Source organism: Haloarchaeobius marinus (assembly GCF_051207415.1).
In the GTDB taxonomy this organism is placed as follows: Archaea; Halobacteriota; Halobacteria; order Halobacteriales; family Natrialbaceae; genus Haloarchaeobius.
Genome location: NZ_JBPKGD010000001.1, coordinates 645,398 through 671,127, shown reverse-complemented (window position 1 = coordinate 671,127; position 25,730 = coordinate 645,398). Strand labels below are relative to the sequence as shown.

The following is a 25,730-nucleotide window of genomic DNA, read 5'->3' as shown; positions in this document are numbered from 1 at the left end:
GCTCAGAAGGGGCCGCGACCGCCACCACCACCCCGGCGACCGCCGCCCCCGAGCTGGGTCTCGCGGGGCAGGGTCACCTTGTCCTTGACGTACTGGCCGTAGACCAGTCCGAGCAGGAGTCCGAACATGTGTGCGCCGTGGGCGACGCTCTCCTGTCCGGGGAGGGTCGCCCCGAGGATGCCCGTCACGCTGAGGAGCGCGTACAGCGCGGTGAGCACCCAGATGGGCGTCGGGATGATGAAGTAGATGAGCACTGTCAGGTTCGGCCGGATGACGGTGAGCACGCCCATCATCGCGAGCGCTGCACCCGAGGCACCGTACAGGGCCGTGGGGCTCCCGGTCGCCAGTGCGAGACCGACCTGGCCGAGGCCGGCGAGGACGCCGCTGCCGAGGAACAGCAGCGTGTAGTCGCGACTGCCGACGTACTGCTCGACCAGTCGGCCGAAGAAGAATATCACGATGCTGTTGCCCGCGATGTGGAAGAACCCGAAGGCGTGTGCGAAGATGGAGGTGAACCACGCCCAGACGTACTCCGGGTGGTCGCTCTGGAGCGTGAAGATGTCGTACCAGACCTGCGAGCCCGGTTCGATGTTCGTGAACACCGGGAGGAGGAACCACTGGAACGCCCACGTCACCCACATCAGCGCGAGGAAGACGTAGGTCATGTTCCCCCGGAAGTAGCTAAACGCGCCGCCGCGTCCGAACAGGTCCGAACCGACGTCGTCGAGCAGGCCGCCCTCGGCGCTCGTCGCTGCAGTCCGCTCCTCGGCCCAGACGCCGTCCGGGTCGTTCCACTGCAGGCCCGGACAGTCGTGTTTCTCCGGCAACCGGTGTACGCCACAGAACTTCTGCCCACACCGGTTGCACGTGTACGGCATGTTCGTCTGTTCGCCGCACTCGTCGCATTCGGCCATTGTCCCGCCGTAGGGGGAGGGAGGGCAAATGGGTTGGGGTTTTGAACCCATCCGATTCCGGATACGGGTCGACACTTCGCCGAGGCTGACCGTCGTCTCCCGGTCCGTGCGTCGAGTCCCGTCAGCGAGAGGGTTTTTGCCCCCTCGGGACCGAACTCGGTGTGTGAAACGGTACGAACAGAAGCAACTGCTCGCGCGACTCGAACGCGAGGGGGCGACCGTCGGTGCGGAGATTCCCGACCGCATCGACGTCCAGGGAGAGCCCGTCGACCTGCGCGAGTTCGTCTTCGAGATAAAACGCCGGGAGACGATACCGGCCGGCGAGCGCGAGCGCGTCCAGCAGGCGAAGAAGAACCTGCGGCGCGAGCGCCTCCAGCGGAAACAGCGCATCGAGAACGAGTGGCGCGAACTGAGTCGGGAGGAGGGCGAGGAACTGGTCGAGGCCGTCGTCGGCCTCGACCGCGCCCTGAACGCACTGGAGAGCCTCGGCCCGACCGACATCGAGGCCGAGGCGGCGGCCAAGGAGGCCGCAGACCAGAAGCGCTGGATGAACTTCCTGAAGCAAGCGCTCGGCCACGACGACACCGGCCCACGACACTGAGAGACCGATGAGCCTGCAACACGACGTAGCCGACCGACTGGAGGAACTGGCGAACCTGCTCGAAGCCGACCACGTCGAGTACAAACCGAACGCCTACCGACGGGCCGCAGAGAGCGTCCGCGACTACCAGGGGTCCTTCGACGACCTGGTCGCGGAGGGCCCGGAGGCCGTCGACGAACTGCCCCACGTCGGCGACGCCATCTCGAGCAAGATCGTCGAGTACGCCGAGACGGGGTCCATCGCGGAACTCGACGCGTACCGCGAGCGCTACCCCGTCGAACTCGACGCCCTGCTCCGCGTCGAGGGCGTGGGCCCGAAGACCGTCGGCACGCTCTACGACGAACTCGAGATAGAGACGCTGGCCGACCTGGAATCGGCCGCCCGGGACGGGAAGATACGGGAGCTTCACGGCTTCGGTGCGAAGACCGAGCAGAACATCCTCGAACACATCGAGTTCGCCCGGTCGGCCGGCGAACGGTCGCTGCTCGGCGACGCCCGTCCCGTCGCCGACGGCGTCGTCGACCACCTCTCCGGCGCGTCGCCGGTCGAAGCTGTCGAGGTCGCCGGGTCGCTCCGGCGCTGGCGCGAGACCATCGGCGACGTGGACGTCCTCGTCGCGACCGACGACGGCGAGGCGACCATCGACTCGTTCACCGGCTGGGAGGAGACGGACGAGGTCATCGAGGCCGGGACGGAGAAGGCGAGCGTCTGGAGCGACGGCATGCGCGTCGACCTGCGCGTCGTCGTCCCGGACGAGTTCGGGTCGGCGCTCCAGTACTTCACCGGGAGCAAGGCCCACAACGTCGCCCTGCGGAACTACGCCATCGAGCGCGGCCTCAAACTCAACGAGTACGGCGCGTTCGACGTGAGCGACGTCGTCGACCCCGACGCCGGCCAGCGGGTCGGCGACCGCGTCGCCGGCGAGAGCGAGGAGTCGATGTACGAGGCGCTCGACCTCCCGTGGATTCCCCCGGAGATGCGCGAGGACCGCGGCGAGATAGCGGCCGCCGCCGAGGACGACCTGCCGGACCTGCTGACCCTCGACGACGTCCGCGGCGACCTGCACGTGCACACCGACTGGTCCGACGGGAAGGCCCCCATCGAGGAGATGCTATCGGGTGCGGCCGCCTACGGTCACGACTACGTCGCCATCACCGACCACGCGACCGGGCCGGGGGTCGTCGGCGGGATGGGCCTCCCCGACGAGGAGTTGCTCGAACAGGTCGACGCGGTCAGGGCGGCCGCCGAGTCCGCCGACGTCACGGCGTTCACCGGCGTCGAGGCGAACGTCACCGCCGACGGCGAGGTCTCCGTCGCCGACGAGGTCCTCGCGGAACTTGACGTGGTCGTCGCCTCGCCCCACGCCGCCCTCGACGGCGACGGGACCGACCGACTCGTCCGCGCGATGGAACACCCGGCCGTCGACGTTCTGGGCCACCCGACCGGCAGACTGCTGAACCAGCGCCCCGGGCTCGACGTCGACGCCGAGCGACTGGCCAGGGTGGCCGTCGAGGAGGGCGTCGCACTGGAGGTCAACAGCAACCCCCACAGACTCGACCTCGACGGCGGCCCGGTGAAGGCCGCGATCGACGCCGGGGCGACCATCGTCGTCGACACGGACGCACACCACCCGTCGTCGTACGAACTGGTCCGCTACGGCGTCCACACCGCCCGCCGCGGGTGGGCCGAGACTGCCGACGTGCTCAACACCTGGGACACGGACGCGGTCGGCGACTTCCTGCACTGACCGCCCGGCATGGTCCGGTTCCTCCTCGACGTGATGCTCGGGAATCTCGCGGTGTACCTGCGACTGTGCGGGTACGACACCGTGTACGCACTGGACCGTGACGCGGAAGCCGACGACCGATTACTCGCGCTGGCCGCCGAGGAGGGACGCACCGTCGTCACGCGCGACGAACATCTGGCGGCGCGAGCCGACGACGCCATCCTCCTCCGGACCCGCGGGACGGAGCCGCAACTCCGCGAACTCGTCGAGGCCGGCGTCGAACTCGACCCCACCGACGACCCGGTCCAGTGTGGCCGGTGTAACGGCCGTCTCGACCGCGTCGACGGGGGTTCGACCACGCCGGAGTACGCACCGGACGACGACACGCCCGTCTGGCGGTGTCGTGAGTGTGGCCAGTACTTCTGGAAAGGGAGTCACTGGGACCGGATGGTCGCGACGCTGGCGGAGGTTCGAGACGCCTGAACCGACGAGCAGGGAGATACGCCAGTCGAACGAGGGGGCAGGCAGACGCCGCCGAGTCAGTTGTTCGGTTCCCACTCCCGGCACGCGTCCATGTCGTCCATTATCGCGTCGTGTGCGCCGCAGTACGGTTGCATCCCGCGGTTGGTCTGGACGTAGTCGAAGTACGCGCAGTTCCCGCAGTAGCGATCCGCGAGGTTCCGGCGTCGGTGGGACTGCTCCGGCGAGAGGACCACGCCGTCGTCGTGGGTGCCATCGAGCGGCGACTGGACGTTGCGGGTCGACGCACCGCCGTCGCTCGCGGGCGTGCTCGCGGTCTGGGTCTCGACGGCGCCGTCGGGCGTCTCACCGAACGTGCCGATTCCGCCGTAGACGGCCTGTTCGGCCTGTTCGGCGGGCACCTCGACGACTCGCGTCTCGCCCTCGCGCGTGACGTGCATCGTGACGGTCCCGCCGGGGTCGTTGCGGGTCTTGAAAGTCACGACGGCGCTGAACAGGCACGCGACGGTGGCGAACGCCCCCAGCGAGTACACCGCAGCCACGAGGAGGGTCAGGTCGCGTTCGGCGGGGGAGGTGACCCAGTAGGTCGGGTACGCGTGCCAGAACAGGGCGACGCCGAGGACGCAGACGCTGGCACCGATGGCCGCCGCAGCCCGGATGCGCTCGCTCGCCGGGAGGACCGTGAACACGCCGACGAGTACGGCCGGGACGCCCAGGCCGCCGAGGACGCCGGCCAGTTTGCGGGCGTCGTAGACGCCGACGCCGACCGCGCCGAGGAGGTCGGTCCCACCGGCCACGATACCGACCAGGGTCAGCAGCGCACCGGCGGCGAAGAGCCCGACGCCGAGATAGAACCGTCGGACGCTCTCGACCTCTCCGACGTTGTTCTCGTAGACGTTCGCGAGGCTGGTCATGGAACCGGGTTGGGTCTCCGGCCACAAAACAGTACGTCAGACGCTGGCCGCGGAAGCGAAAGGTTGAATCGACGGGATTGCAAATCGTCGTCCATGGCTGACGACGAGGAAGAAGACACGGAACCCGCCGTCGAACTCGGCGAGGGCGAACCCGTCGAGGGAGCGCCGCTTGCACGCGTGAGCTCGCGGCTCACGTGGCCCATCAAGCAGAGCCGGCTCGACGCCCTCGAGGGAGACTCGGTCATCCGAACGCCCGAGGGGCCGACGACGATATCGGACGTCCTCGAAGACGTCGACGTGACGTACTTCGAGAAACGCCAGGAGTTCGAGTCGGCCGTTCGGGACGTGGTCGGTCGGGGGCCCGTCCAGACCGCCGACGAGTGAACCCGTGCTGACACGGGCCGCACGGACCGCCGGGGACGCCGTCGACTGGCTTCGCCCTCGGCTCGCGTCGCTTCGCTGGTCGCGTCTCTCCTGGGCCGGGAAGTCGCTGGTCGCAGGTGCACTCCTCTCGGTGCTGTGGATGGAGTACACCAGACCGGGACTCGACGAGCGGCTCGTGGTCGACGGGCTGATATTCTTCGTCGGACCGATGACGCTGGCGACCTACTACGGCAAGCAGATCGGCTACAAGGTCGACAGGGTGGCGGTCAGGAACGCGCTGTTGCTCGCGCTGTTCGTCGCGCCGTTCTACGTCGTCGGGTCGTCCCTCCAGTCGATACGGCTGTACTACCCGATGTGGGAGACGAGCACCCAGCTCCAGGACTTCGTCCCCCACGCAATCAAGCAGTTCCTGCTCGTGCTGGCGGTCGAGACGTACTACCGCGGCCTCCTCTGCGTCGGCGTCGGCGACCGGTTCGGCATCAAGGCGGCGTTCATCAGCCCCGTCGTCTACGCGCTCCACCACCTGGCGAAGCCGCCCATAGAGATACTCCTCTCGGGACCGACCGACGTGCTGTTCGGTGCGGTCGACTACAAGAGCGACTCCCTGCTCCCCTCCGTCGTCGCACACGGGGCCGGACTGGTGTTGCTCGACTGGCTGGTGCTCCACGACCCCATCGTTCCGCCGGACACGGTCTACCGGTGGCTGGAGTGGGTTCCTGTCCCACTGTAGGTACGCTTTTGGTTTGGACTGCCGTCGTCCCGTGTATGGGAATCGATACCGAGATGCCAGACCTCCGTGACGAAGACATCGGGGAGCGACGGGCGACGCTGGAGATGGGCCACGAGGAAGCCATCGAACACGTCCGCGAAGCCTTCGCCGAGGCCGGGTTCGGGACTGCAGTCGAGTTCTCCGTCTCCGGCCTGCTCGAAGAGAAACTGGGCGGGGAGCGCGACCCGTACTACATCCTCGGTGCGTGCAACCCGGAGATGGCCGACCGCGCACTGGAGCAGTCGCTCGAACTCGGCGGGTTGATGCCGTGCAACGTCGTCATCTGGGAGGAGGAACCCGGACGTCAGCAGGTCTACCACGTCTCCATCATGAAGATAGCGCCGCTGCTCGGGATGGCCCCTGACGACGAGGACTGGGCGGAACTCGTGGCGGATACGGGCGAACTCGTCGAGAGAGCGTTCGCCAACCTCGACGCCGACTAGGTTCCCCGGACCCGGGAGCGATAGTACTCCAGGACCAGCGACACCGCGACGACGGCCAGGAGTCCCGCGACGGCAGGGGTGTGACCACCGAAGTTCGGAAGGACGGCTCCCTCGACCATGTGTCTAGTTACCACGTTTTCCTCACCCATACGTGTACCGACGTCAGAAATCCCCGAGCGACGACTGCACGCCTGCGACCAGTTCGGACTTCCGGCGGAGTCGGTCGTACGAGACGGGGAGTCGCTCGGTGATGGTCCGGACCGCACCGTGGAACGTCTCGGCCTCGCCGTGGTTCCCGTCGAAGGCGTTTCGAACGCTCTCGCGAACCTGCCAGACGCCGACCGGTGCCCAGTAGTCGTCGCTGACCTCGCGCAGGACCAGGCACTTGGCCTGTCGTCCGCGCCCGGCGAGGTGTTCGAGCACACCGAGGCGACTGGCGTAGTACGCACCCGCCGTCTCGTCGACGTACCCCGTTCGGCCCTCGAACCCCTCCGAGGCGCTCCCCATCCAGATGCTCCCGGACGGGTCGGGGTTCCAGACGCTCCCCGGTGCCTTCATCTCGACGAGTTCGAACTCCCACTGGCCGGGTGCGAGGACGACCCAGAAGCGGTTCCCCATGTACTCGTTCTCCCAGACCTCGACGCTGTCGACGCTCTGGGTGCCACGTAACTGGCCGCGGAGGTACTGGCCGATGGTGTCGTCGACGGCGGTGATCGACCAGCGCGTCGGGACGAGTCGGCGGTTCTCGCCCCGGCCGAGCGCACCCGCCGAGAGGACTCGATTGATGTCGTAGACGTCGAGGCCGCGGCGGTAGAGGTACGTCATCGCGCCCTGGGCCTGCCAGTCGTCGTCCTCCAGCGTCTTCTTCACGGGGCGGGGAACGTAGGGATTCTCCGTGAGGTCGACCGACGTCGCACTGGCGCTCGGACCGGTCGGGGTCGCGACGCCGTCGCCGACGTCCAGGTCGAGGTCCAGTCTCCCGTCGAGGCCGATCTCCACGTCGACGGGGTCGCCGGCGATGGCGACCTCCCGCTGGACGCCGACGAAGCCGTCCCACACGTCCTCGACGTTCACGTTCGCGCGACGGCGCGAGTTCAACAGTCCGGACCGTCGTTCGACCACGTCGCCGACGCCGAGGCCCTGCCGGTACCACTCGCCGTCGGTGACGAAGTCGGTCGGGTCCCCCTCGGCGACGGGCGAGAGCAGTCCCGTCGAGACCCGCGGGTAGTTCGTCCGGCCGACGAAGATGGACGGGGCCGTCGCACCGTAGAGGGAGTCGCCCTGGACCGTCTCCTCGAAGCGGGACTGGAAGTCCTCGAGGTAGTCGGTGATGGCGTAGGACTTCTCCTCTGCGAGTCGACGACGGCGGACCGACTCGTCGGGTTCCAGGTCCTCGATGTACTCGTCGAGGCGCATCGGCCGAAGTACGGCGACGACGGCCATGAATCTGGCGGACAGGCGACGGCGACCGGTCCCGACTGCGACGCGTCGCACACCGGCAGAGCGCAGTCGGACGGCTACTCAGGGCACGCCGCGTCTGGCCGCGTCATGCCACTTGAACCGTCGCAAGGGTCCGGGGGGCGGCCGGCACCGTCGCCACCTCGAACCACCCGCTCGACTCGCGCCGGAGGATTCGGCCCGGGTCGTACCGCCCGAACCCGTCGGTCACGTCCATCGTGCCGGCGTAAAGGGTGCCGCGGTCCTCTGCCCACGAGACCACGAACGAGTCGTTCTCGCCGGGATATGGCACACGGGCCACGTCGTCGCCGGTCACCTCGAACAGCGCGCCGCTTGGTTCGGCGGGACCCCACCCGTTCGCCGCCGTGTACAGCGTCCCGTCGTGTCGAATCGTCTCGCGGAAGTACGTGTACCAGAAGTCCCTGAAGTCGGTGTCCTGCCGGACCCACGTCCGGCCGGCGTCCTCGGTCCGGTAGAAGCCGTTCCCGCAGGCGGCGACGTACTCGTCGACGTCGAGCGCGAGCAGGTGGTGGACGTCGTCGTGGACGCCGTTCGACCGCGACGTCCACGTCTCGCCACCGTCGACGCTGAGGTAGACGCCCCCGGGTTCGATGCCGACGGCGAGGCGGTCGGGCGCGTTCGGGTGGACGACCATCGTCCGGACGCAGGCACCCTCGCCCTGGGCCCGGTCGCGCCAGCGGTCGCGGTCCGGGAGAGTCTGCAGGGAGTCGAGTTCCGACCACGTCGCACCCTCGTCCGACGTGACGTACACCGCCGCGGGTTTCATTCCGACGTACAGGCGCTCGCCGTCCGGGCTGAGGACGACGGAGGTGACGTCACACGTCGATGTCCCGACCGACTGCCACGTCTGCCCGTCCGTCGTTCGGTACAGACCCTCGGACGTCGCCGCGAAGCAACCGACGTCGAACGACCGGAGGCGATGGACCGTCGCGTCCAGCGTCCGAATCGGGTCCGACCCGTCGTTCGGGAGCAGGTAGGCACCGCCGAGGGTGCCGATGAGCAGGGACATCGCGGCCACGTCGGCCCCGGCGGGAGATAAGCGTTGTGACGTCCATCAGGCGACTGTTACGATTCACGTGGGGCGAACCCGAGTGGTCACTGAACGGTGGGCGTCGGAAGAACCGTAGGATGCTGGGCGCGGAGCGGTTAGCTGTGGATGCCCATGGCCTCGATCTGTTCTTGGTAGCGGTTCCGGATGGTGACCTCGGTCACCTGGGCTACGTCGGCGACCTCGCGCTGGGTCTTCTTCTCGTTGCAGAGCAACGACGCGGCGTAGATGGCAGCGGCAGCGTAGCCGGTCGGCGATTTTCCGGAGAGCAATCCTTTCTCGGCCGTGGTCTCGATTATCTCGTTTGCCTTGGTCTGGACCTCCTCGGAGAGTTCGAGTTCCGAGCAGAACCGGGGTACGTACTTCTTCGGGTCGACGGGTCGCATCTCCAGGCCGAGTTCCTGGGAGATGTACCGGTAGGTACGACCGATCTCCTTGCGTTCGACCCGCGACACTTCGGATATCTCCTCGAGGCTCCGTGGGATACCTTCCTTGCGGCAGGCCGCGTAGAGCGCGCTGGTCGCGACGCCCTCGATGGACCGGCCACGGATGAGGTCTTCCTTGAGCGCACGCCGGTAGATGACGGACGCGACCTCGCGGACCGAGCGTGGGACGCCCAGTGCGCTGGCCATGCGGTCGATCTCGCTGAGCGCGAACTGCAGGTTGCGCTCGCCCGCGTCCTTGGTCCGGATGCGTTCTTGCCACTTGCGCAACCGGTGCATCTGGCTGCGCTTCTTCGAGGAGATGGAACGGCCGTACGCGTCTTTGTCTTTCCAGTCTATAGTCGTCGTCAGCCCCTTGTCGTGCATCGTTTGAGTCGTCGGGGCGCCGACGCGAGACTTCTCCTGGCGTTCCTGGTGGTTGAACGCTCTCCATTCCGGACCGGGGTCGATCTTCTCCTCCTCGACGACGAGCCCGCAGTCGTCACAGACGAGTTCTCCCCTGTCGGAACTTTTGACCAGGTTCTCGGAATTGCATTCGGGACACTCCCTGACTCCCTCCTGCTCGTCCGACGCCTCGGTCTCGTGTTCTCGCTCCCGCTGGCGGGTAGACCGTGTCATCGCACTTTTATAGTAGTAGTTCCGAAGCACTTAAACCCTTTGTGGGAATATGTCGGGTCTTCCAAGGTCACAATGTAGTGAAAGGAACGGAACCGACAGACGCCGTGATTTACGTTTCGTTGACACTGGACGGGAATCAGAACGGTTATATCTCGGGTTCGGTGACCTTCGGTCAATGCCGGTCATCGAGTGCGACGTCGAGGAGGCCCGACGGAGACTGGAGGCCGCCGGGGCCGACGTGTCCGAGGGCAACACCGAACACGAACGCTGGCGGGCGACGCGCGGGGACGCCTCGGCCGTCGCCTACGACGGGAAGGTCGTCGTCCAGGGCGGGCGTCCGAGCGACATCGAAGCCGTCCTCGGGGACGGCGGCGGTCGCGCGCACCTCTACTTCGACGGCGCCTGCCGAGGGAATCCCGGCCCGGCCTCTATCGGGTGGGTCGTCGTCACGAACGACGGCATCGTCTCCGAGGGCGGCGAGCGAATCGGCGAGGCCACGAACAACCAGGCGGAGTACGAGGCGCTCGTCGCGGTTCTCGAAGTCGCGCGCGACTACGGGTACGACGAGGTGGAGATCCGCGGCGACTCGGAACTCATCGTCAAACAGGTCACCGGCGAGTACGACGTGAACGACCCGACGCTCAGGGAACTGCGCGTCCGCGTTCACGAACTCCTGTCGACGTTCGACGAGTGGACCATCGGTCACGTACCGCGAGAGATAAACGAGCGCGCCGACCAACTTGCGAACGAGGCACTGGACGACGCCTGAGGAGACCGACCGATGTCCGAAGACCCACACACACCGACCGAGGACCGACAGACGGAGACCGAGACCGACGCGGACGGCGAGGGGTCGGGCCTCCCCGGAGACGTGGTCGAGGAGGCAGAACGACTGACCCGACTCGCACGCGAAGTGGTCGACGACGCGGAGGCGGGGGCCTATCGCGAGCGCCGCGCCGACCTCGTCGACGAGTACGGGTACGCGTCTCGCGTCCGGACGGAGGACAGGGGCGAGACGCTCGTGCTCTACCCACAGGACTGGCTCGACGACGAGGGCACCGTCAGGACCGAGCGCATCGAGGACACCTCGCGCGCCGAGGAAGTGTCCCTCTCCGGACCGGGCGACCCGGAGCGGTGGCGCGACCTCGACAGGCGGAACCGGGAACTGGTGGCGGACGTCCGCGAGGAACACGGAGCAGTCCACGGACGGAACGCCGACGCGTTCGCCGACTTCATGGGAAACCACTACGCGAGACCGGTCGAGAGCGCGTCCGCGACGGAGGTCCGGGAGTTCCTGGACTGGTACTTCCCGCGCAACGCGTGGCCGACCGACGAACAGCGGGACGTGGTGGAGTCGTCACTCCGCATCGTGTTCGAAACGGCGGAAAAACGGGTGCCCGAGTTCTAGTCCGCCGGGGGTGCTGTTTACTCGACGAGTGCCCGGATCTCGTCAGCGCGCTCCTCGTTCGTCGCGATGTTCGAGAGGGTCCACTCGACCTGGTCCATGACGGCCGCGAAGCCGTCGTCGGTCAGTTCGTACTGGTTGGTCCGCTTGTCGAGTTCGCTCTTGTCGATGAGTCCGAGCCCGACGAGTTCGTCGAGGTTCGGGTACAGACGCCCGTGGTTCACCTCGGTGCCGTAGTAGTCCTCGAGTTCCCGCTTGATGGCGAGCCCGTACATAGGCTCTTTGGCCAGTATGACCAGAATGTTGTGCTGGAACGCGGTGAGTTCGCGTGCGATGCCCTGCTTGCCGGTGACCTCCTGTGCCTCTGACATGGTTACATAAATGTCATCGAGCTATTTAACACTTCTCAACTATTAGTGTGTTTGGTCACGAGGTCCGTTCGCCGTCACGACGTAAAGGGACGAGGGAAGTGCGTTCGAGACGTCGAAGGTAACGGACCCGTCAGATGGGCGTGCTAGCACACACCACGACAGGGCTGCTACCGCCACCGTGTCGCACGTGCGAGGGAGACGAAAGGACTTTCTGACGGCCAGTCGCACCCGCAGACGTATGACGAACCTCTGGGAAGACATGGAGACGGGACCGAACCCGCCGGAGACCATCTACGCCGTCGTCGAGTGTCTCAAGGGAGAGCGCAACAAGTACGAGTACGACAAGGACATCCCGGCCGTCGTCCTCGACCGCGTCCTCCACTCGAACGTCCACTACCCCTCCGACTACGGGTTCATCCCGCAGTCGTACTACGACGACGAGGACCCCTTCGACGTTCTCGTCCTCGTCGAGGACCAGACGTTCCCCGGCTGCGTCATCGAGGCACGACCGGTCGCCCTCATGAAGATGGACGACGACGGCGAGCAGGACGACAAGGTCATCGCCGTCCCCACCGAGGACCCACGGTTCGACCACATCCAGGACCTCGAGGACATCCCCCAGCAGCGACTCGACGAGATAGACGAGTTCTTCGAGACGTACAAGAACCTCGAGAAGGGCAAGGAAGTCGAGACGCAGGGCTGGGAGGACAAGGCAGCCGCGAAGGAGGCCATCGAACACGCGATGGACCTCTACGAAGAGAAGTTCGCGTAGACCGACGGCACGACACCTGTTCCCTTCGTCGGCACGTCGGACCACGAGAATCCGACTTCAGTTCCCGAACGCGCGCCGAACTGGACAGAACCGCACCACGCCGGTGAGCAACAGCACGAGCGCGACGACCGCGAGGACGGCCGCGACGCCGACCTGCTGGAGTCCAGCACCGACGACGGCCGCGACGAACAGTACCACCGACCCGAGACCGATCCGGACGACCTGACTGGCGTCACCGACGTTCCGTTCCATGCCCGCCCGTTCGCGCACCGTCACCAAAAGCGTGTCTCGACGAGTCGACCGGCCGAGTACCCGGGACGGATTCACCGTGGTTATCGGCGCGCGTCCGTCGATGCGTTATGAGCATGAGTAATTATATCCGCCGTCCGTCCGTAGGTACACCTGTGATGGCAACGAAACACGGAACGTCCACGAGCGACCGTGCAGACATCGACGAGCCCCGGACTCGGGGTGTCGGGATGGCCCACGTCACCGTCGTCCCGACGAACTTCGAGTCCGAGGACCGGTAACGGATCTTGCCGGGAGCGCCGACCTCCGGCCGGGATGCCCGCTGAAAAGAACCTTCTTGTATCCGTCTGCAGTACGGGACCGTATGGGTCTCTTCGATAGGCTGCGCGGTGACGACGCCCCACGTGTCGCGTTCTTCGGCATCGACGGCGTGCCCTACAGTCTCGTCGCCGAAAACGAAGACGTCTTCCCGAACCTGTCTGCGATCGCACGCGACGGCAGTGCGGGCCCGATCGACAGCATCGTCCCTCCCGAGTCGAGCGCCTGCTGGCCGTCGCTGACCACCGGCGTCAACCCCGGTGAGACCGGGGTCTACGGTTTCCAGGACCGCGAGACGGGGACGTACGACGCGTACGTCCCGATGGGCGACGACGTACAGGCCACGCGACTCTGGGACCGCGTCCAGCGCGACGGCCGCGACGCGACGGTGCTGAACGTCCCCGTGACGTTCCCGCCGCAGCGGAACGTCCAGCGACAGGTCTCTGGCTTCCTCTCCATCGACGACCTGAGCAAGGCCGCCCAGCCAGAGGAACTCCAGCAGTACCTGGAGTCCATCGACTACAACCTCGACGTGAACGCGAAACTCGGCCACGAGGACGACAAGTCGGCGTTCATCGAGAACGCCCACGAGACCGTCGACAAGCGATTCGACGCGTTCGAGCACTACGTCGAGCAGGACGACTGGGACCTCTTCTTCGGCGTGTTCATGACCACCGACCGGGTGAACCACTTCCTCTTCGAGGACTACGAGCGCGACGGCGACTACAGGGAGGAGTTCCTCGAGTTCTACCGGACGGTCGACGACTACCTCGGCCGTCTCCGCGAGAAACTCGACGACGACGTGACCATGGTCGTCGCGTCGGACCACGGGTTCACCACCCTCGACTACGAGGTCCACCTCAACGAGTGGCTCCGCCGCGAGGGGTGGCTCTCGTTCGGTACCGACGACCCGGACGAACTCGGCGACATCGCCGACGACGCGCGCGCCTACTCGTTCATCCCCGGACGCGTCTACCTCAACCTCGAGGGGCGCGAACCCCGCGGGAGCGTCCCGGCGGAGGACTACGATGCGGTCCGCGACGAACTCAAGGCCGACCTGGAGGCCATGGAGGGACCGGACGGGACGCCGGTGGCCGACCGCGTCGTCGAGAAGGAGGACGCCTTCCGGGGCGACCACGACGACATCGCGCCCGACCTGGTCGTCATCCCGAACCACGGATTCGACCTCAAGGCCGGGTTCAAGGGCCACGACGACGTGTTCGACAAGGGACCGCGCAACGGGATGCACAGCTTCGACAACGCGGCGCTGTTCGTCGACGACCCAGAGGCGACCGTCTCCGACGCCGACCTCTTCGACATCGCGCCGACCATCCTCGACCTGCTCGAGGTCGAGTACAAGCGCACCGAGTTCGACGGGGCGTCGCTCGTCTGATTCGACTTCCAGAGCCATCGACGCGCCGGCGAACCCGGCTTTCGCGACAGAGTCCGCCGGTCAGAACAGGTTGTCGAGTTCGTCGGTCTGGAAGGCCGCCGCGTGGTCGACCGGGTCCTTCTGCTGTTGTTCCTGTGCCTCCCTGGCGCGTTCCATGAACTCGTCGATGCGCTGTGAGCGCTCGACGCCAGCGAGCAGGACCAGCGAGGCGATCCGGTCCGAATCGAGCGGGAAGTCGCCACCACGGACCTGCAGGCTCCCGGTCTGCTCCTCGACCCAGCGCCGGGCGCGTTCGACGCCCTTGCGCGGGATGGCGTTGGGGCGGCCCGCGACGACGAGCAGTGCGGCGTCGGCGGTCACCGCGTCGGGGAGGCTGGTCCCGGTGAACAGCGCCGACCGGGTGACGCTCGTGACCGCGTTGATGTTGTCCTCGGCCTCCTCGCCGACGACGGCGCTGGAGTAGCCGACACAGGCGATGCCCCCCTCGCGGAGGGTGTTGATTATCTCGGACGAGTCGACGACGGACTCGCCGACGCCCTCGACGGCCTCGCCCGACGCAAAGAGCAGTCCGATGCGCTGGGCGATGTTCTGGTTGATGGTGTCGAACGCCGCCTCGACCGACTCACCGGCGTCGTGCCACGCGTCGTTGTCCACGAGGATGGTCGCGTCGGCCTCGCGCACCAGCGTCTTCAGCGACCGGCCCGCGTTGGCCTGGTACATCGTCCCCTCGCTACGGCCGGGGAGGATGCCCAGAGCGTAGATGGGGATGTCGTAGACCTCTTTGAGTTCGCGGACGAGGGCGGGCGACCCGCCTGACCCGGTCCCGCCGCCGAGACCAGCCACGACGAACACCGCTTCGGCCTCGGCGGTGATCTTTCCGTCGAGCGCTTCCATGACCTCGATGGCGTCCTCTTGCATTATCTCGGCGCCGAGTTCGTTGTCGCCGCCGACGCCGTGGCCCTTCACGCGGTTCTGCCCGATGAGCTGGGTCTCGATGTCCAGGTTCCGCAGGTCGGCACTCGCAGAATTCACCGCCAGCGCCCCCTGCACCGCGTCGAAATCCATCTGGTAGTCGAACTCGGCCAGGGACTGCGTGAGTTTCCCACCAGCCTGACCGACACCAATAAGGACGACTTTCATACCAGTTACCTGCGCAGAGGGGGACGTAAAACGTTCCGACTGGAATTTATATACCAGTACGCGGCCAGGGTGGGTATGCCCGACGCCCTCGACGACCGCCTGCGTGCGGTCGAACGCGCTCTCGACGAAGCGACGGACGGCCAGTCGCTGTCCGACCCGACGGACGTGCATGCCGACGGATACGAGACCGACACCTGCGCCGAGAGGAACTCGGTACAGGACCGACTCGACACCGTCGAGGACCGCCTCACGGAGGCCGAGGAGACGCTCGCGGACCTGGACGCCGCCGTTCAGGCCCTCCGTGGCTACGCCGGGCAGGTCCGGTCCGTCGACGAACGTGTCGAGGAACGGGCGGACGCCGCACTGGCCGCCGTCGCGGACGTCGAGGACCGACTGGCAGCGCTGGAGGCCGACCGGACGCTCCCCGGCGACGAGGCACGAGCGCCGAGGTCGTCGTCCGACCCGGAGCCTGAGACTGCGAGGGCCCGGAAGACCGGGCACGATGTTCCCGACGCCGAGTGGCCGAACTCTCCGGCACCGACGTTCGACCGGGACGCGGACCGGGACCGACCCGGACTCGTCGCACGACTCCGCGAGTTGCTGTGATACGGGTGCTGCTGGCCGTGGCCGTGACGCTCGCACTCGTCGCAGCGGCGACGCCGGCCATCGACGCCGCCAGGGAATCCCGGAGCGAACGGCTCGTCCGTACCGACCTGGCGGCCGTCGAGCGCGCCGCAACCGGTCTGCTCGCCAGCGAGGAACCGACGCCCGGTGCGGGCGCGCGCCGGGTCGTCTCGGTCCGACTTCCGGACGGGACCCCGACCACCAGCAGCGTCGACTGGGTCGCCATCGGTGGCCGTCCAGGGGCCGACGACCCGGACCCCCACGTTCTCGCCTACGCCGTCGCGGGACGACAGCCTCGAACCGTCTCGCTCCCCGTACCGGTCAAGACCGGCGGAGACCCGCTCGTCCTCCACGGCCCGGGCACGTACGAACTCGAACTGACCCTCCACGAGGACGGGGTCCAGGTCGTCCGTACCGGAGTTTAAGACGGAGTGGGCGACCAACCGGGGGCATGCGACCACTCCGTTCACTGCTGTCGGCCGACGACGAGGCGCGCTGTGGCTGTACGCCCACGTTCGAGGACGACACGCTCCTCGTCGACGCCGCCCACTGCGACGGTCGCGGTGACCTCGCGGCCGAACCGGACTGCCGGGCGACGGTCGTCTCGGCGCTGGCCTCGCGGGACGCGGCACACGTCGTCTGTCGCGCCGACGGCCTCGACAGGGCGTACGAGGACGACGCGGCAGCCCTGCTCGTCTCGGCCGGCCGGTTCGCCGAAACCGTCGCGTACCGCGACCCGACGCTGGCCGAGCGTGCACGAACCGACCCCCTCAGGGCCGCCACGGACGCGGCGGCACGCGCCGGGCCAGTCGGGGACGCCGCCGGGGAGACCGGTCTCGCGGTCGCCGCCGAACGCGCCAGGGACCGTCTCGAAGCCGCCCGAAACGCCGGGGACGAGGCTTCCGACCCGTACGAACTCGCGTTGCGGCCCTTCCTCGGGCCGTCGCTGGCCCGCGCTCGCGTCGCCGCGTCGCCACCGCCCGGTGCGACTCTCGTCACGGCTCGAGAGACGTCGACCGACGCCGCAGTCCGGGAGTACGTGGACGCCGAGGGACGACGCCGATACCACGTCGGACCGGTCGAGGCCCGCCTCGACGTGGCCGGACTCCGGACGCTCGACGCGGCCTACGAACGGCTCGCGTCGGGCGGCGTCGACGGTGCCGACGGTGGCCGCGCACCTGGCCGTGCCGTCCGGGACGTCGCCGACGAGGACGACCCGGTCGAGACGCTCGCCGCAGTTCTCCGGAAGCACACCCGCGGCTACGGCGTCCTGACCGACTGCTTCGCCGACGACGCCGTCTCGGACGTGTTCGCCTCCGCACCGGTGACCGAGACGCCCCTCCGGGTCACCGCCGGTCAGCACACGATGCCGACGAACGTCCGACTCACCACGTCGGGCGCGGCCGCGCTGGCCTCTCGCTTCCGACGCGAGAGTGGCCGTTCGTTCTCCCGCGCGAGTCCGACGCTCGACGCGACGGTGACCATCGACGGGGGACGCGTCCGCGTCGCAGGGGTCACCGAACCGGTCAGCGACGGGTACGGCTTCGCCTTCCGTCGCTCGGGTGGCGAACGGTGGACCCTCCCCCGACTCGTCGCCGTCGGCTCCGTGCCGGCCCGCGCCGCCGCGCTCCTCTCGCTGGCGGTCGAGCGTGCCGCCGCGACGCTCGTCGCCGGGACGCGCGGTGCTGGCAAGACGACGACGCTCGGCGCGTTGCTGTGGGAACTCCCGGTCGAGACCCGGACGGTCGTCATCGAGGACACGCCGGAACTCCCCGTCGCCGGGTTGCAGGCCCACGGGCGGGACGTGCAGGCACTCAGGACCGCACCGAACGACGGGCCGAGCGTCACCCCCGCCGAGGCGCTCCGGACCGCACTCAGACTCGGCGAGGGTGCGCTCGTCGTCGGAGAGGTCCGTGGCGAGGAGGCCGGGGTGCTCTACGAGGCGATGCGGGTCGGTGCGAGCGGGAGCGCAGTCCTCGGTACCATCCACGGCGACGGCGGCGACGACGTTCGTGAACGCGTCGTCTCCGACATGGACGTCCCGGCCTCCTCGTTCGCGGTCACGGACCTCGTCGTCACCCTCAGACCGCTGGAGACGCCCGGCGGTCGCGTCCGTCGCGTCTGTCGCGTCGAGGAGGTTCGTGACGACACCGCCGAGGGTGAGGTCGGCTTCGCGTCGCTGTTCGAACTCGACGGACTGGCGCTCGAACCGACCGGTCGCATCGACCGGGGCGAGAGCGACCTCGTCGCGCGACTCGCCCGTCCAGACGAGTCCTACGCCGACGTCAGGGAGGCGGTCGCGAGGCGAGCGACCGCCATCCGGTCGCTGGTGGACGACGGGCGAACCGACCCGGCCGACGCGACACCGGTCGCCGAGGCGGTGACCCGGCGGTGACCCGAAGTCGTCCGTCCGACCCGGACGTGCCAGTCCCGACCGCGTCGGTTGGGGCTGGGCAGTTGGGCGATCCGGTCCTCCCCGTCGTCCTCGTCGCCGCGGTCAGACTCCTGGCCCGAGGGTATCCGTGGCCCGTGAGCCCCAGCGAGGAGGTCTCCCGTTCGCTTCGGTTCCTCGGCAGCGGCCTCGCGGCGGAAGCCGTCGTCCGGGCCGGCTACGTCTTCGGCGGACTCCTCGCGCTCGCGGGGACCGGACTGGCAGTCGTCGCCGACCTGTCGCCGACCACGGTTCCCATCGTCGCGGCGGCACTGGGACTCGGGGGGACGCACGCGGTCCACGCCGCACCGGGGTCGCTCGCGGCCGCCAGACGGACAGCAGCCCTCGGCGACGCGCCGGACCTCGTCGGGCGGGCCGTCCTCCGGATGCACGTCGAGCCGACGGCCGAGCGCGCCGCAGCGTTCGCCGCGACGACCGACGACGGCCCACTCGCGGCCAGCCTGGCAGCCCACGTTCGACGCGCCCGGGGCGCACCTGGGACCGGGCTGGGTAGCTTCGCCGACGAGTGGGGTGACCGCTTCCCGGCGCTCCGTCGCGCGCTGCACCTCGTCGACGCCGCCGCGGACGCGCCTGCCGGCGAGCGGGCGCGGACGCTCGACCGCGCGATGACTGCCGTCACAAGGGGTACCCGGGACCGGATGGCCGAGTTCGGCGCGCGCATCCAGGGGCCGGCAACGGGCGTCTACGCCTTCGGCGTGTTGCTGCCACTGGCGCTCGTCGCGGTGCTCCCGGCCGCCCGGGTCGCCGGCGTCCCCGTCACGGTTGGCGCACTCGTGTTCGTCTACGACGTGGCACTCCCGCTGTGCCTGCTCGGCGCGAGCGCGTGGCTGTTCGCCCGCAGGCCGGTCGCGTTCCCACCGCCGTCGGTACCCCGGTCCCATCCCGACGTGCCCGACCGGCCCTGGCGCGCCCTCGCGTCCGGCATCGGTGTCGGACTCACCAGCGCCGCCGTCGCCGTGCTGGTCGCGCCGGCCTGGACGCCGCCGCTGGTCGGCCCTGCCGTCGGCGCCGGGGTCGCTCTCGCGGTCCGGTACCGTCCTGTCGCTGCGGTCCGGGACCACGCCCGGGCGGTGGAGGCAGACCTGGTCGACGCGCTCTACCTGGTCGGCCGTCGCGTCGCCGAGGGGACGGCGGTCGAGTCGGCGGTCGACCGCGCTGCCGCCGAGGTCGAGGGAGCGACGGGCGAGGCGTTCGCGGCCGCGGCCCACCGCCAGCGCCAGTTGCGCACGAGCGTCGACGACGCCTTCGTCGGCGAGCACGGCGCACTCGTCGACGTGCCGAGTCCCCGTGCCCGGAGCACCGCGGCACTCCTCGGACTGGCGGCCGACGAGGGCGCACCGGCCGGCCGGGCCGTGGTCTCGATGGCCGACCACCTCGCCGACCTCCAGGCGCTCGAACGCGACTGCAAGCACGACCTCGCCAGCGTCACGGGCACCCTGTCGAGCACCGCGACGACGTTCGGGCCGGTCGTCGCCGGCGCGACCGTGGCGCTCGCGGAGGGCATGGCCGTGGACGGTGGGTCTGTCGGCCTGTCGGGGGACGCGGCCGCGACGGGCGTCCCGCCGCTCCCGGTCGCGGAACTCGGACTGGTCGTCGGAGTCTACGTCTGCCTGCTCGCCGTCGTGCTGACGACGCTCTCGACCGGGCTTCGGCACGGACTCGACAGGGCGCTCGTCGGCGTTCGCGTCGGCCGGGCACTTCCGACCGCCGTCGCCGTCTACGTCGGGTCGGTCGTCGCCGCCGGCGCCGTCGTCTGAGGGTTCAAGTACGAACACGCGGCCAACCTCGGCATGTTCGACGTTCCACTGGACGCGTGGTACTGCTGGCTGGCCGTCGCTGTGGCGAGCGTGGCCGTCGCCGGGGTCGCGGTCGACCTGCCGACCCGGCCCGCACCCGACGCCCCCGCCGCGGCCGACACGGTCGACGCCGTCGCCGGGGCGACATACCCGACGGTCGCCGAACATCGCCTCGATGCGGACTCGGTCCGGCTCAGACCGGGCGAACTCGGCCTCAGGAGCGATGGCGAGACGAGTTACGCGACGTTCGCGTTCGGGCCGGTCGTTCCCGTCGCCGACGGAACGACGCTAGCCCGCGTCCTCGCGGGCGTACAACCGGCCGACGCGTTCGACTCGCCGTCCGACTTCCGGCGCGCAGTCCGGTCGGCCCGGGTCGACGCCGAGGCGGCCGACTGGCGACCCGCCGCCGACCGACTCGTCGTCCGCCGCGTTCACTGGGGTGATGTGCGTGTCACGCTGGTCGACGCGTAGGGGACAGACCGAACCGACGGCGGCGCTCGTCTCCGTGTTCGCCGTCTGCGTCGGACTCGCACTGTACGCCGGCGCGCTGGAGGGTACCCTCGCCGGCGACGACCGGTCCAGGGCCGTCGCGGAACCGACGCTCGAACGCGTCCACGAGACGCTCGCACCGGCAGGCGTCGCAGACCCCGACGCTCTGTCCGACACGCTGGACGCTGGTCCCGACGGCTACCACCTCGCCGTGTCGGTCGCCGCCGACGGCGAACGCTGGCGTGCCGGACCGGCCGCACCCGAGACGGCGGCGACGGCCGCCCGTCCGGTGAGCGTCAGCGTCGCGCCGGGCGTCGTCGTCGCCGGGACGCTCCGGGTCGAGGTGTGGACGTGACCGCGCCGCCGGCACTGGACTCCGGCGACCGCCGGGCGGTCAGCACCGTCCTCGACGTGGCGGTCTGCCTCCTGTTCGTCACGGCGTCGGTCGCCGTCCTCGTCGACGTCGACCGCCCGACGGTGAGCGATCCGTCCAGCGCCGACCGTGCTGCGTCGTTGCTCGGGACGACGACGGCGACGGTCGCGTACTCGCCCACCGGGACGACTGACCTCGGCAACGGGGCGGGCACGACGTGTGCGTCGTCGAACGATTCGGGGGACTGCCGAACGGCTCACGGGTCGCTCGCCTCGCTCCTCGCCCGCGCCGCCGTCTCGGAGGCGACCGTCGACGGGACGCGAATCTCGGCGACGAGTGGCGGGTTCGAGCGGGCCGTCTCGAACGCCACCGCCCGGCGGTTGGCCGTGCTCGAGACCGACTGGCAGGTCGTCGCCACCTGGCGAGCGTACCCCGACGCACCCCTCGCAGGTTCGGTCGTCGTCGGTGACGACCCGCGACCGGGCGTCGACGTCCACGCCGCGACGCTCAGCGTTCCGGTCGCCGTCGGACGGTCGACCGGTGAGGGCCGTGCTGGCGAAGTTCCCACGGGTGTCGATTCGGTAGCGCGGGACGCTGCCCGGGCGACGGTCGGCCGACTGTTCCCGCCGGAGCGAACGCGCCTCGCTCTCCTCGGCAGTTCTCCCGACGACCGGTTGACGGCAGCCCGGTACCGCCGAACGGCTGCGACGCTCGGGGTCGGCCTGACGGACACCGTCGAGTCGGGAGCCACCGAGCGTGCGAACGCCTACCTCGTCGACGCGCTCGCGGCACGGTACGCCGCCGACATGCGCGAACGTACAGACGGGCCGGCCGACGCGGCCGCCTCCGTCTCGCCTCGAACCGTCACGGTCACCGTCAGGACGTGGTCGACGTGAGATTCGCTGACGACGAACGGGGGCGAGTCCCGTTCGCACTCGTCGGCGTCCTCCTGCTCGTGGGGAGCACGACGCTCGCGGCGACGCTCTCGACGCGCCCCCACGGCGGTGCGACGCTCGACGGCGACGTAGCGATGGAACGGGCCGATGCCGAGGTGACGACGGCGCTCCGGACGGCCGTCGACCGGGCGAGTCGGAACGCGGCGACGGACCCGGTCGTCTCGCCGGCGAACACGACCTACGGACGACTGCTGAGCGACGCCCGACCCTTCCGGGACGCGCTCCGACTGCGGGTGTATCGACAGTCGCGACTGGCACTCACCGCCGTCGACGTGCAGGCTGGTTCGGCGCGCGCCACGGCGTCGCTCCCTCCGGTGAGCGACATCGCCAGCGCGAAAGCAGCGATGGCCAGCGTCTCGCTGGACCTTACCGGCAACGGGTCGATGCACGTCGCCATCTCGAACGTGACCGTCGTCCTCCGGCGCGAGGGTCGCACCGTCGCGCGCGAGACACGAACCGTCCGGTTCACGAGTTCGACGCCGGTCCTGTTCGTCCACGACCGCGTGTCGTCGTTCGAGGAGCGACTGAACCGCGGTCCGACCGAGGGCGCCGGGTTCGGTCGGCAGCTCGCCGCGCGACTGTACGCGTGGACCTGGACCCGGGGCTACGCCCAGTACGGCGGCCTGCCGGTGACGAACGTCCTCGGGACCCGACACGTCTCGCTGTCGGCGAACGAGGCGGCGCTCGCAACCCAGCGCGCGTCCTTCGGGCAGGCCGACGACGCGGGACGCCGGGCACTCGGACGGGCGCGCGGCCGACTCGTGGCAAAGGAGGCCATCGAACAGACGCCTGGACAGACCGGCGCCACCGCGGGTACCTGGGTCGACCTCGTCCTCGACGAACCGGACGGGACGCTGGCCAACAGTGTCCCGGACGTCCCACCGTCGGGCACGCCAGGAACCACGCACGAGGACCCCATCACCGTCGGCGTGAACGAGAGCGCCGACGTCGCGTTCCGTCGCCTGCTCGACGGCGACGGGGGACGGTCGCTCGACGAGGTGGTACAGTCCGCGTACAGCGCCGACGTGTCCATCAGGGCGGCCGTCCGACACACGTCGACCGTCAGGGGACCGGCGACGGTTCCACCCGGGCCGACCTGGCGGCGCGTCGGGACGACGGTCGATACGGACGTGCGAGTCCGCGTGGGTGACGCTCCGACGCCCGACGAACGAACCGACGCACGCCGGTTCGGGACCTACCAGCGAGTCGTGACCGTCGTCGAGACGACCACGACGTACTGGACGGACGGGACCCATCGGGAGACGACACGGCGCAACGAGACGCGGCGGTACCTGGTCGGACTGACCGTCGACGCCCGCACCGCCGTCGGCGCACCCGGACCGAACCGTCCCATCGAAGGCGCGTTCGCGCCCGGCGGCGTCCTCGGCGGCGAGACGCAGGCCGACGTCCGTGAGACGGTGACCGCCGTCGTCGCCGACCTGGGCGGCACGAACCGCCTCGCTAGACGGGCAGTGACTGGCGACTTCGACGGGACCACGACCCGAATCTACGGCGACGTCCCCGCCCGTGCTGGACGCGTCGCGTACCGTGGACTTCCCGACCTCCGCCGACACACGCGGAACCTCTCCGTGACCACGTCTCGGGGCGACCTCGTGGCCGAGGCGACGCCCGCCGCCGCGCTCCGGTCGCGAATCGCCGACCGTCGCGCGTCGCTCGTCGACGCACCGGACCCGTACGGGAGCGTCCTCGAACGGGCCAGGACCGCCGTCCGGGCGGCCTACCTCTCCCGACTGTCCGACGAACTCGCTGGCCGCGCCGAGGCGACCCGGCGAAGTCGCGACGGCCTCGACGACGTCCTCTCGGACCACGGCCTCGCCCTGTCAGACGTCTCCGCGACGATGGACGCCGCCGCGGCGGCGAGTCACCCGGCGGCACCGACGCTGGCGAGCGGCGGTCCGGCAGGGTCGCTCTCGCTCCACGTCGAGAGCGCGCCCGCCTACCTCGTCACGACCGGTCTGGACTCCGACCGGGTCCGGTCGATTCGGACCGACGGCTTCCACCCGCTCGTCGCACGGAACGTGAACCTGTTCACCGTGCCGTACGGCGAGGCCGGCGAGACCGTGGCCCGGAGCGTCGACGAGGACACACCGCCCGGCGTGAGTCTCGCGACGGGAACGCAGAACCTGCTCGCGATGGAGCGCGTCGGACGGGCGGCCGCCGACGCTGCCGCCGAGCGGCGACGCGAACGACTCCGGCGGGAGGTCGCCGGGTCGTTGACTGCCGTCGAGGTAGCCGTCGCCGGGGACCTCGCCGCCGCGACGGTCCTCTCGTACCGCGAGGCGCGGTCGGCCGTCGCGGCGGGACTCGACCGCTGGCCAGTGACGGCCGACCGGGCACGGGCGGTCGTGAACGGTTCGGCGGCGTCAGCCATCGCAGCCGAGGTGGCGACGCGAGTCGAGGGGAGGGCCGCCGAGAGCAGGCCGAGCGACGGGACGCTCGACGCGCGCCGACGCGACGAACTGACAGTCAGGACCCGGACCGCGCTCCGGACGGCGGTCCACTCGGAGTCCGCGAGCCTGTCGGTGGGGCCGGTCGAGGACGCCGCCTCGTTCCTCCGGGACCGTCAGGAGACCCTCGTCGCGGCGGGGGCCACCGAGGCCCTGCGGAACGGTGTCGAGGGCTACGCCACCGGCAGGTACGGCGAGAACGTCACGACCACGTTCGCCGGGCTGCCCCTGGTTCCGTTCTACTCGTGGGTCGTCACGACGAACGTCTGGGTCGTCGACGTGCGGGGGACCTACACCAGGTTCGCGGTCCGGGCCGACCGCGGCGGGCCGGATCAGCCCGGCGGCTTCGTCTACGTCAGGGATGGCGGTCCCGTACGGTTCGACGTGGACGGCGACGGACAGGTCGAACAGATCGGCGACGCCGACCGGGTGACCGTCGAGAGCACCGTCGCCGTCGCGGTCGTCGTCCCACCCGGGCGACAGGGCGTCGGGGACACCGACGGCGTCGCCACAGAGCAGTCCGGCGGTTGGCCCTGTCCCGGACCCGAGACGTGGCCCGGAGCTACCGCGAACGAGACCGATTGCATCAACGCCTTGTACCCGCCCGGCCAAGCCAGCCCACATGTTCCACGAACACCGGACCGACGTCTCGGGGCAGTCCACAGCGGACCTCGAAGCCGAGTACGCCGCCGACCTCGCCGCCATCGTCGACGAGCAGGGCGTCGACACGGTCGTCGCACAGACCGGGCTGGACCGCGAGACGGTCGAACGAATCGCCGACGAGGAGATTCCGGAGACGCTCGCGCTGACCGATGCGGCGGCCATACAGGCCCTGGCCGACGGTGTCGCCGACGCCGACACTGTGTACGAGATGGCCTGCGAGCACCTGCTCCTCGGGATGACGACCGGTGTGATGGACGTCGAGGCCGTGGCCGCGAACCTCGACGTCGACCTCGGGCCGACGGAGGTGCAACAGAAGATTGAGCGCCGTGCGCCGATGACCTTCCACGAGTTCGTCGACATCCAGCACGCCATCGCCAGCCGACAGCGGTAGTCGAAGCGACGCCCGGTCCCCGCCCGCCGTCGTACGCCGGTCGTCGTCTGC

At 69.4% G+C, this 25,730-nt stretch carries 28 protein-coding genes and 1 pseudogene; 20 read left to right on the top strand and 9 right to left on the bottom strand.

Translation table 11 applies throughout. The features are described from left to right. Window positions 1–2: 2 nt before the first annotated feature. Complete coding sequence (locus tag ACSC1W_RS03430) at window positions 3–914, bottom strand: rhomboid family intramembrane serine protease (protein WP_435345453.1); 912 nt, start codon at window positions 912–914, stop codon at window positions 3–5. Window positions 915–1,077: 163 nt separating this feature from the next. Here ACSC1W_RS03430 and ACSC1W_RS03425 point away from each other — a divergent pair, with 163 nt between their 5' ends. The 3 genes from ACSC1W_RS03425 to ACSC1W_RS03415 are packed head-to-tail and all read left to right on the top strand — an operon-like array spanning window position 1,078 to window position 3,724. Next, window positions 1,078–1,515, top strand: a complete 438-nt coding sequence (locus ACSC1W_RS03425; RefSeq protein ID WP_435345451.1) for a DUF5788 family protein — start codon at window positions 1,078–1,080, stop codon at window positions 1,513–1,515. Between the two features lie 7 nt (window positions 1,516–1,522). Then, window positions 1,523–3,262 (top strand): DNA polymerase/3'-5' exonuclease PolX, encoded by a 1,740-nt coding sequence (polX, locus tag ACSC1W_RS03420; protein ID WP_435345449.1) that lies wholly within the window; start codon window positions 1,523–1,525, stop codon window positions 3,260–3,262. A gap of 9 nt (window positions 3,263–3,271) precedes the next feature. Beyond that, window positions 3,272–3,724, top strand: coding sequence for a Mut7-C RNAse domain-containing protein (locus ACSC1W_RS03415; RefSeq protein WP_435345447.1), 453 nt, complete (start codon window positions 3,272–3,274; stop codon window positions 3,722–3,724). 56 nt (window positions 3,725–3,780) lie between these two features. Here ACSC1W_RS03415 and ACSC1W_RS03410 read toward each other — a convergent pair whose 3' ends face one another. Beyond that, complete coding sequence (locus ACSC1W_RS03410) at window positions 3,781–4,635, bottom strand: cell division protein CdpA domain-containing protein (RefSeq protein WP_435345445.1); 855 nt, start codon at window positions 4,633–4,635, stop codon at window positions 3,781–3,783. A 93-nt stretch (window positions 4,636–4,728) separates the two neighbouring features. Here ACSC1W_RS03410 and ACSC1W_RS03405 point away from each other — a divergent pair, with 93 nt between their 5' ends. From ACSC1W_RS03405 to ACSC1W_RS03395, 3 genes are read left to right on the top strand one after another with little or no spacing between them, the layout of a single operon-like run. Continuing rightward, window positions 4,729–5,019 carry a DUF5789 family protein gene (locus ACSC1W_RS03405; protein WP_435345443.1) on the top strand — a complete coding sequence of 97 codons (291 nt, stop codon included), beginning with the start codon at window positions 4,729–4,731 and terminating at the stop codon, window positions 5,017–5,019. A gap of 4 nt (window positions 5,020–5,023) precedes the next feature. Further along, on the top strand, window positions 5,024–5,749 hold the full coding sequence (locus ACSC1W_RS03400) for a CPBP family intramembrane glutamic endopeptidase (RefSeq protein ID WP_435345441.1): 726 nt from the start codon (window positions 5,024–5,026) through the stop codon (window positions 5,747–5,749). 35 nt (window positions 5,750–5,784) lie between these two features. Next, window positions 5,785–6,231 carry a DUF302 domain-containing protein gene (locus ACSC1W_RS03395; RefSeq protein ID WP_435345439.1) on the top strand — a complete coding sequence of 149 codons (447 nt, stop codon included), beginning with the start codon at window positions 5,785–5,787 and terminating at the stop codon, window positions 6,229–6,231. Here the strand turns inward: ACSC1W_RS03395 and ACSC1W_RS03390 are convergent. The 4 genes from ACSC1W_RS03390 to ACSC1W_RS03375 all read right to left on the bottom strand — a co-directional run bounded on the left by ACSC1W_RS03390 (window position 6,228) and on the right by ACSC1W_RS03375 (window position 9,819). Further along, window positions 6,228–6,350 (bottom strand): hypothetical protein, encoded by a 123-nt coding sequence (locus ACSC1W_RS03390; protein ID WP_435345437.1) that lies wholly within the window; start codon window positions 6,348–6,350, stop codon window positions 6,228–6,230. The genes ACSC1W_RS03395 and ACSC1W_RS03390 overlap by 4 nt on opposite strands. A 43-nt stretch (window positions 6,351–6,393) precedes the next feature. Next, complete coding sequence (nreA, locus tag ACSC1W_RS03385; RefSeq protein ID WP_435345435.1) at window positions 6,394–7,647, bottom strand: DNA repair protein NreA; 1,254 nt, start codon at window positions 7,645–7,647, stop codon at window positions 6,394–6,396. A 130-nt stretch (window positions 7,648–7,777) separates the two neighbouring features. Further along, on the bottom strand, window positions 7,778–8,719 hold the full coding sequence (locus ACSC1W_RS03380; RefSeq protein WP_435345433.1) for a WD40/YVTN/BNR-like repeat-containing protein: 942 nt from the start codon (window positions 8,717–8,719) through the stop codon (window positions 7,778–7,780). 137 nt (window positions 8,720–8,856) lie between these two features. Then, window positions 8,857–9,819: a transcription initiation factor IIB gene (locus ACSC1W_RS03375; protein WP_435345430.1), complete on the bottom strand. Its 963-nt coding sequence runs from the start codon at window positions 9,817–9,819 to the stop codon at window positions 8,857–8,859. A gap of 175 nt (window positions 9,820–9,994) precedes the next feature. On the opposite strand from ACSC1W_RS03375, the gene rnhA reads away from it, so the two are divergent. Together rnhA and ACSC1W_RS03365 are read left to right on the top strand one after the other, a co-directional pair. Beyond that, window positions 9,995–10,588, top strand: a complete 594-nt coding sequence (rnhA, locus tag ACSC1W_RS03370; RefSeq protein ID WP_435345428.1) for a ribonuclease HI — start codon at window positions 9,995–9,997, stop codon at window positions 10,586–10,588. A gap of 12 nt (window positions 10,589–10,600) precedes the next feature. Continuing rightward, window positions 10,601–11,227 (top strand): DUF7108 family protein, encoded by a 627-nt coding sequence (locus tag ACSC1W_RS03365; RefSeq protein WP_435345426.1) that lies wholly within the window; start codon window positions 10,601–10,603, stop codon window positions 11,225–11,227. 17 nt (window positions 11,228–11,244) lie between these two features. On the opposite strand, the gene ACSC1W_RS03360 is transcribed toward ACSC1W_RS03365, so the two are convergent. Then, window positions 11,245–11,595 (bottom strand): PadR family transcriptional regulator, encoded by a 351-nt coding sequence (locus tag ACSC1W_RS03360; RefSeq protein ID WP_435345424.1) that lies wholly within the window; start codon window positions 11,593–11,595, stop codon window positions 11,245–11,247. 238 nt (window positions 11,596–11,833) lie between these two features. Here ACSC1W_RS03360 and ACSC1W_RS03355 point away from each other — a divergent pair, with 238 nt between their 5' ends. Further along, window positions 11,834–12,367 (top strand): inorganic diphosphatase, encoded by a 534-nt coding sequence (locus ACSC1W_RS03355; protein ID WP_435345422.1) that lies wholly within the window; start codon window positions 11,834–11,836, stop codon window positions 12,365–12,367. A 57-nt stretch (window positions 12,368–12,424) separates the two neighbouring features. On the opposite strand, the gene ACSC1W_RS03350 is transcribed toward ACSC1W_RS03355, so the two are convergent. Next, window positions 12,425–12,619: a YgaP-like transmembrane domain gene (locus tag ACSC1W_RS03350; RefSeq protein ID WP_435345420.1), complete on the bottom strand. Its 195-nt coding sequence runs from the start codon at window positions 12,617–12,619 to the stop codon at window positions 12,425–12,427. Between the two features lie 155 nt (window positions 12,620–12,774). On the opposite strand from ACSC1W_RS03350, the gene ACSC1W_RS03345 reads away from it, so the two are divergent. Both ACSC1W_RS03345 and ACSC1W_RS03340 read left to right on the top strand, forming a co-directional pair. Next, entirely contained in the window at window positions 12,775–12,897 is a 123-nt protein-coding gene (locus ACSC1W_RS03345) for a hypothetical protein (RefSeq protein WP_435345418.1), read from the top strand. Window positions 12,898–12,980: 83 nt separating this feature from the next. Further along, window positions 12,981–14,327 (top strand): alkaline phosphatase family protein, encoded by a 1,347-nt coding sequence (locus ACSC1W_RS03340; protein ID WP_435345416.1) that lies wholly within the window; start codon window positions 12,981–12,983, stop codon window positions 14,325–14,327. 60 nt (window positions 14,328–14,387) lie between these two features. Here ACSC1W_RS03340 and ACSC1W_RS03335 read toward each other — a convergent pair whose 3' ends face one another. Continuing rightward, complete coding sequence (locus tag ACSC1W_RS03335) at window positions 14,388–15,467, bottom strand: tubulin/FtsZ family protein (protein ID WP_435345414.1); 1,080 nt, start codon at window positions 15,465–15,467, stop codon at window positions 14,388–14,390. A gap of 75 nt (window positions 15,468–15,542) precedes the next feature. Here ACSC1W_RS03335 and ACSC1W_RS03330 point away from each other — a divergent pair, with 75 nt between their 5' ends. The 9 genes and pseudogenes from ACSC1W_RS03330 to ACSC1W_RS03290 all read left to right on the top strand — a co-directional run bounded on the left by ACSC1W_RS03330 (window position 15,543) and on the right by ACSC1W_RS03290 (window position 25,679). Next, complete coding sequence (locus ACSC1W_RS03330) at window positions 15,543–16,073, top strand: DUF7310 family coiled-coil domain-containing protein (RefSeq protein WP_435345412.1); 531 nt, start codon at window positions 15,543–15,545, stop codon at window positions 16,071–16,073. Next, entirely contained in the window at window positions 16,070–16,516 is a 447-nt protein-coding gene (locus ACSC1W_RS03325) for a DUF7311 family protein (protein WP_435345410.1), read from the top strand. Before ACSC1W_RS03330 ends, ACSC1W_RS03325 begins: the two co-directional genes overlap by 4 nt. Window positions 16,517–16,542: 26 nt before the next feature. Further along, window positions 16,543–18,486: an ATPase, T2SS/T4P/T4SS family gene (locus ACSC1W_RS03320; protein WP_435345408.1), complete on the top strand. Its 1,944-nt coding sequence runs from the start codon at window positions 16,543–16,545 to the stop codon at window positions 18,484–18,486. A 134-nt stretch (window positions 18,487–18,620) separates the two neighbouring features. Then, window positions 18,621–20,300: a hypothetical protein gene (locus tag ACSC1W_RS03315; protein ID WP_435345406.1), complete on the top strand. Its 1,680-nt coding sequence runs from the start codon at window positions 18,621–18,623 to the stop codon at window positions 20,298–20,300. Between the two features lie 33 nt (window positions 20,301–20,333). Further along, complete coding sequence (locus ACSC1W_RS03310; RefSeq protein ID WP_435345404.1) at window positions 20,334–20,810, top strand: DUF7283 family protein; 477 nt, start codon at window positions 20,334–20,336, stop codon at window positions 20,808–20,810. Beyond that, the gene (locus tag ACSC1W_RS03305; protein ID WP_435345402.1) at window positions 20,788–21,183 is read left to right on the top strand and encodes a DUF7285 family protein; all 396 of its coding nucleotides are present in this window, start codon (window positions 20,788–20,790) and stop codon (window positions 21,181–21,183) included. The genes ACSC1W_RS03310 and ACSC1W_RS03305 overlap by 23 nt, the downstream gene beginning before the upstream one ends. After that, the gene (locus ACSC1W_RS03300) at window positions 21,180–22,097 is read left to right on the top strand and encodes a DUF7284 family protein (protein WP_435345401.1); all 918 of its coding nucleotides are present in this window, start codon (window positions 21,180–21,182) and stop codon (window positions 22,095–22,097) included. Before ACSC1W_RS03305 ends, ACSC1W_RS03300 begins: the two co-directional genes overlap by 4 nt. Further along, window positions 22,085–25,144, top strand: a pseudogene (locus tag ACSC1W_RS03295) (DUF7286 family protein); the annotation flags it as partial. The gene ACSC1W_RS03300 and the pseudogene ACSC1W_RS03295, both read left to right, overlap by 13 nt. 103 nt (window positions 25,145–25,247) lie before the next feature. Further along, a complete protein-coding gene (locus tag ACSC1W_RS03290; RefSeq protein WP_435345400.1) occupies window positions 25,248–25,679 on the top strand; it encodes a DUF5791 family protein in 432 nt (143 codons plus the stop codon). The last annotated feature ends 51 nt before the right edge of the window (window positions 25,680–25,730 follow it).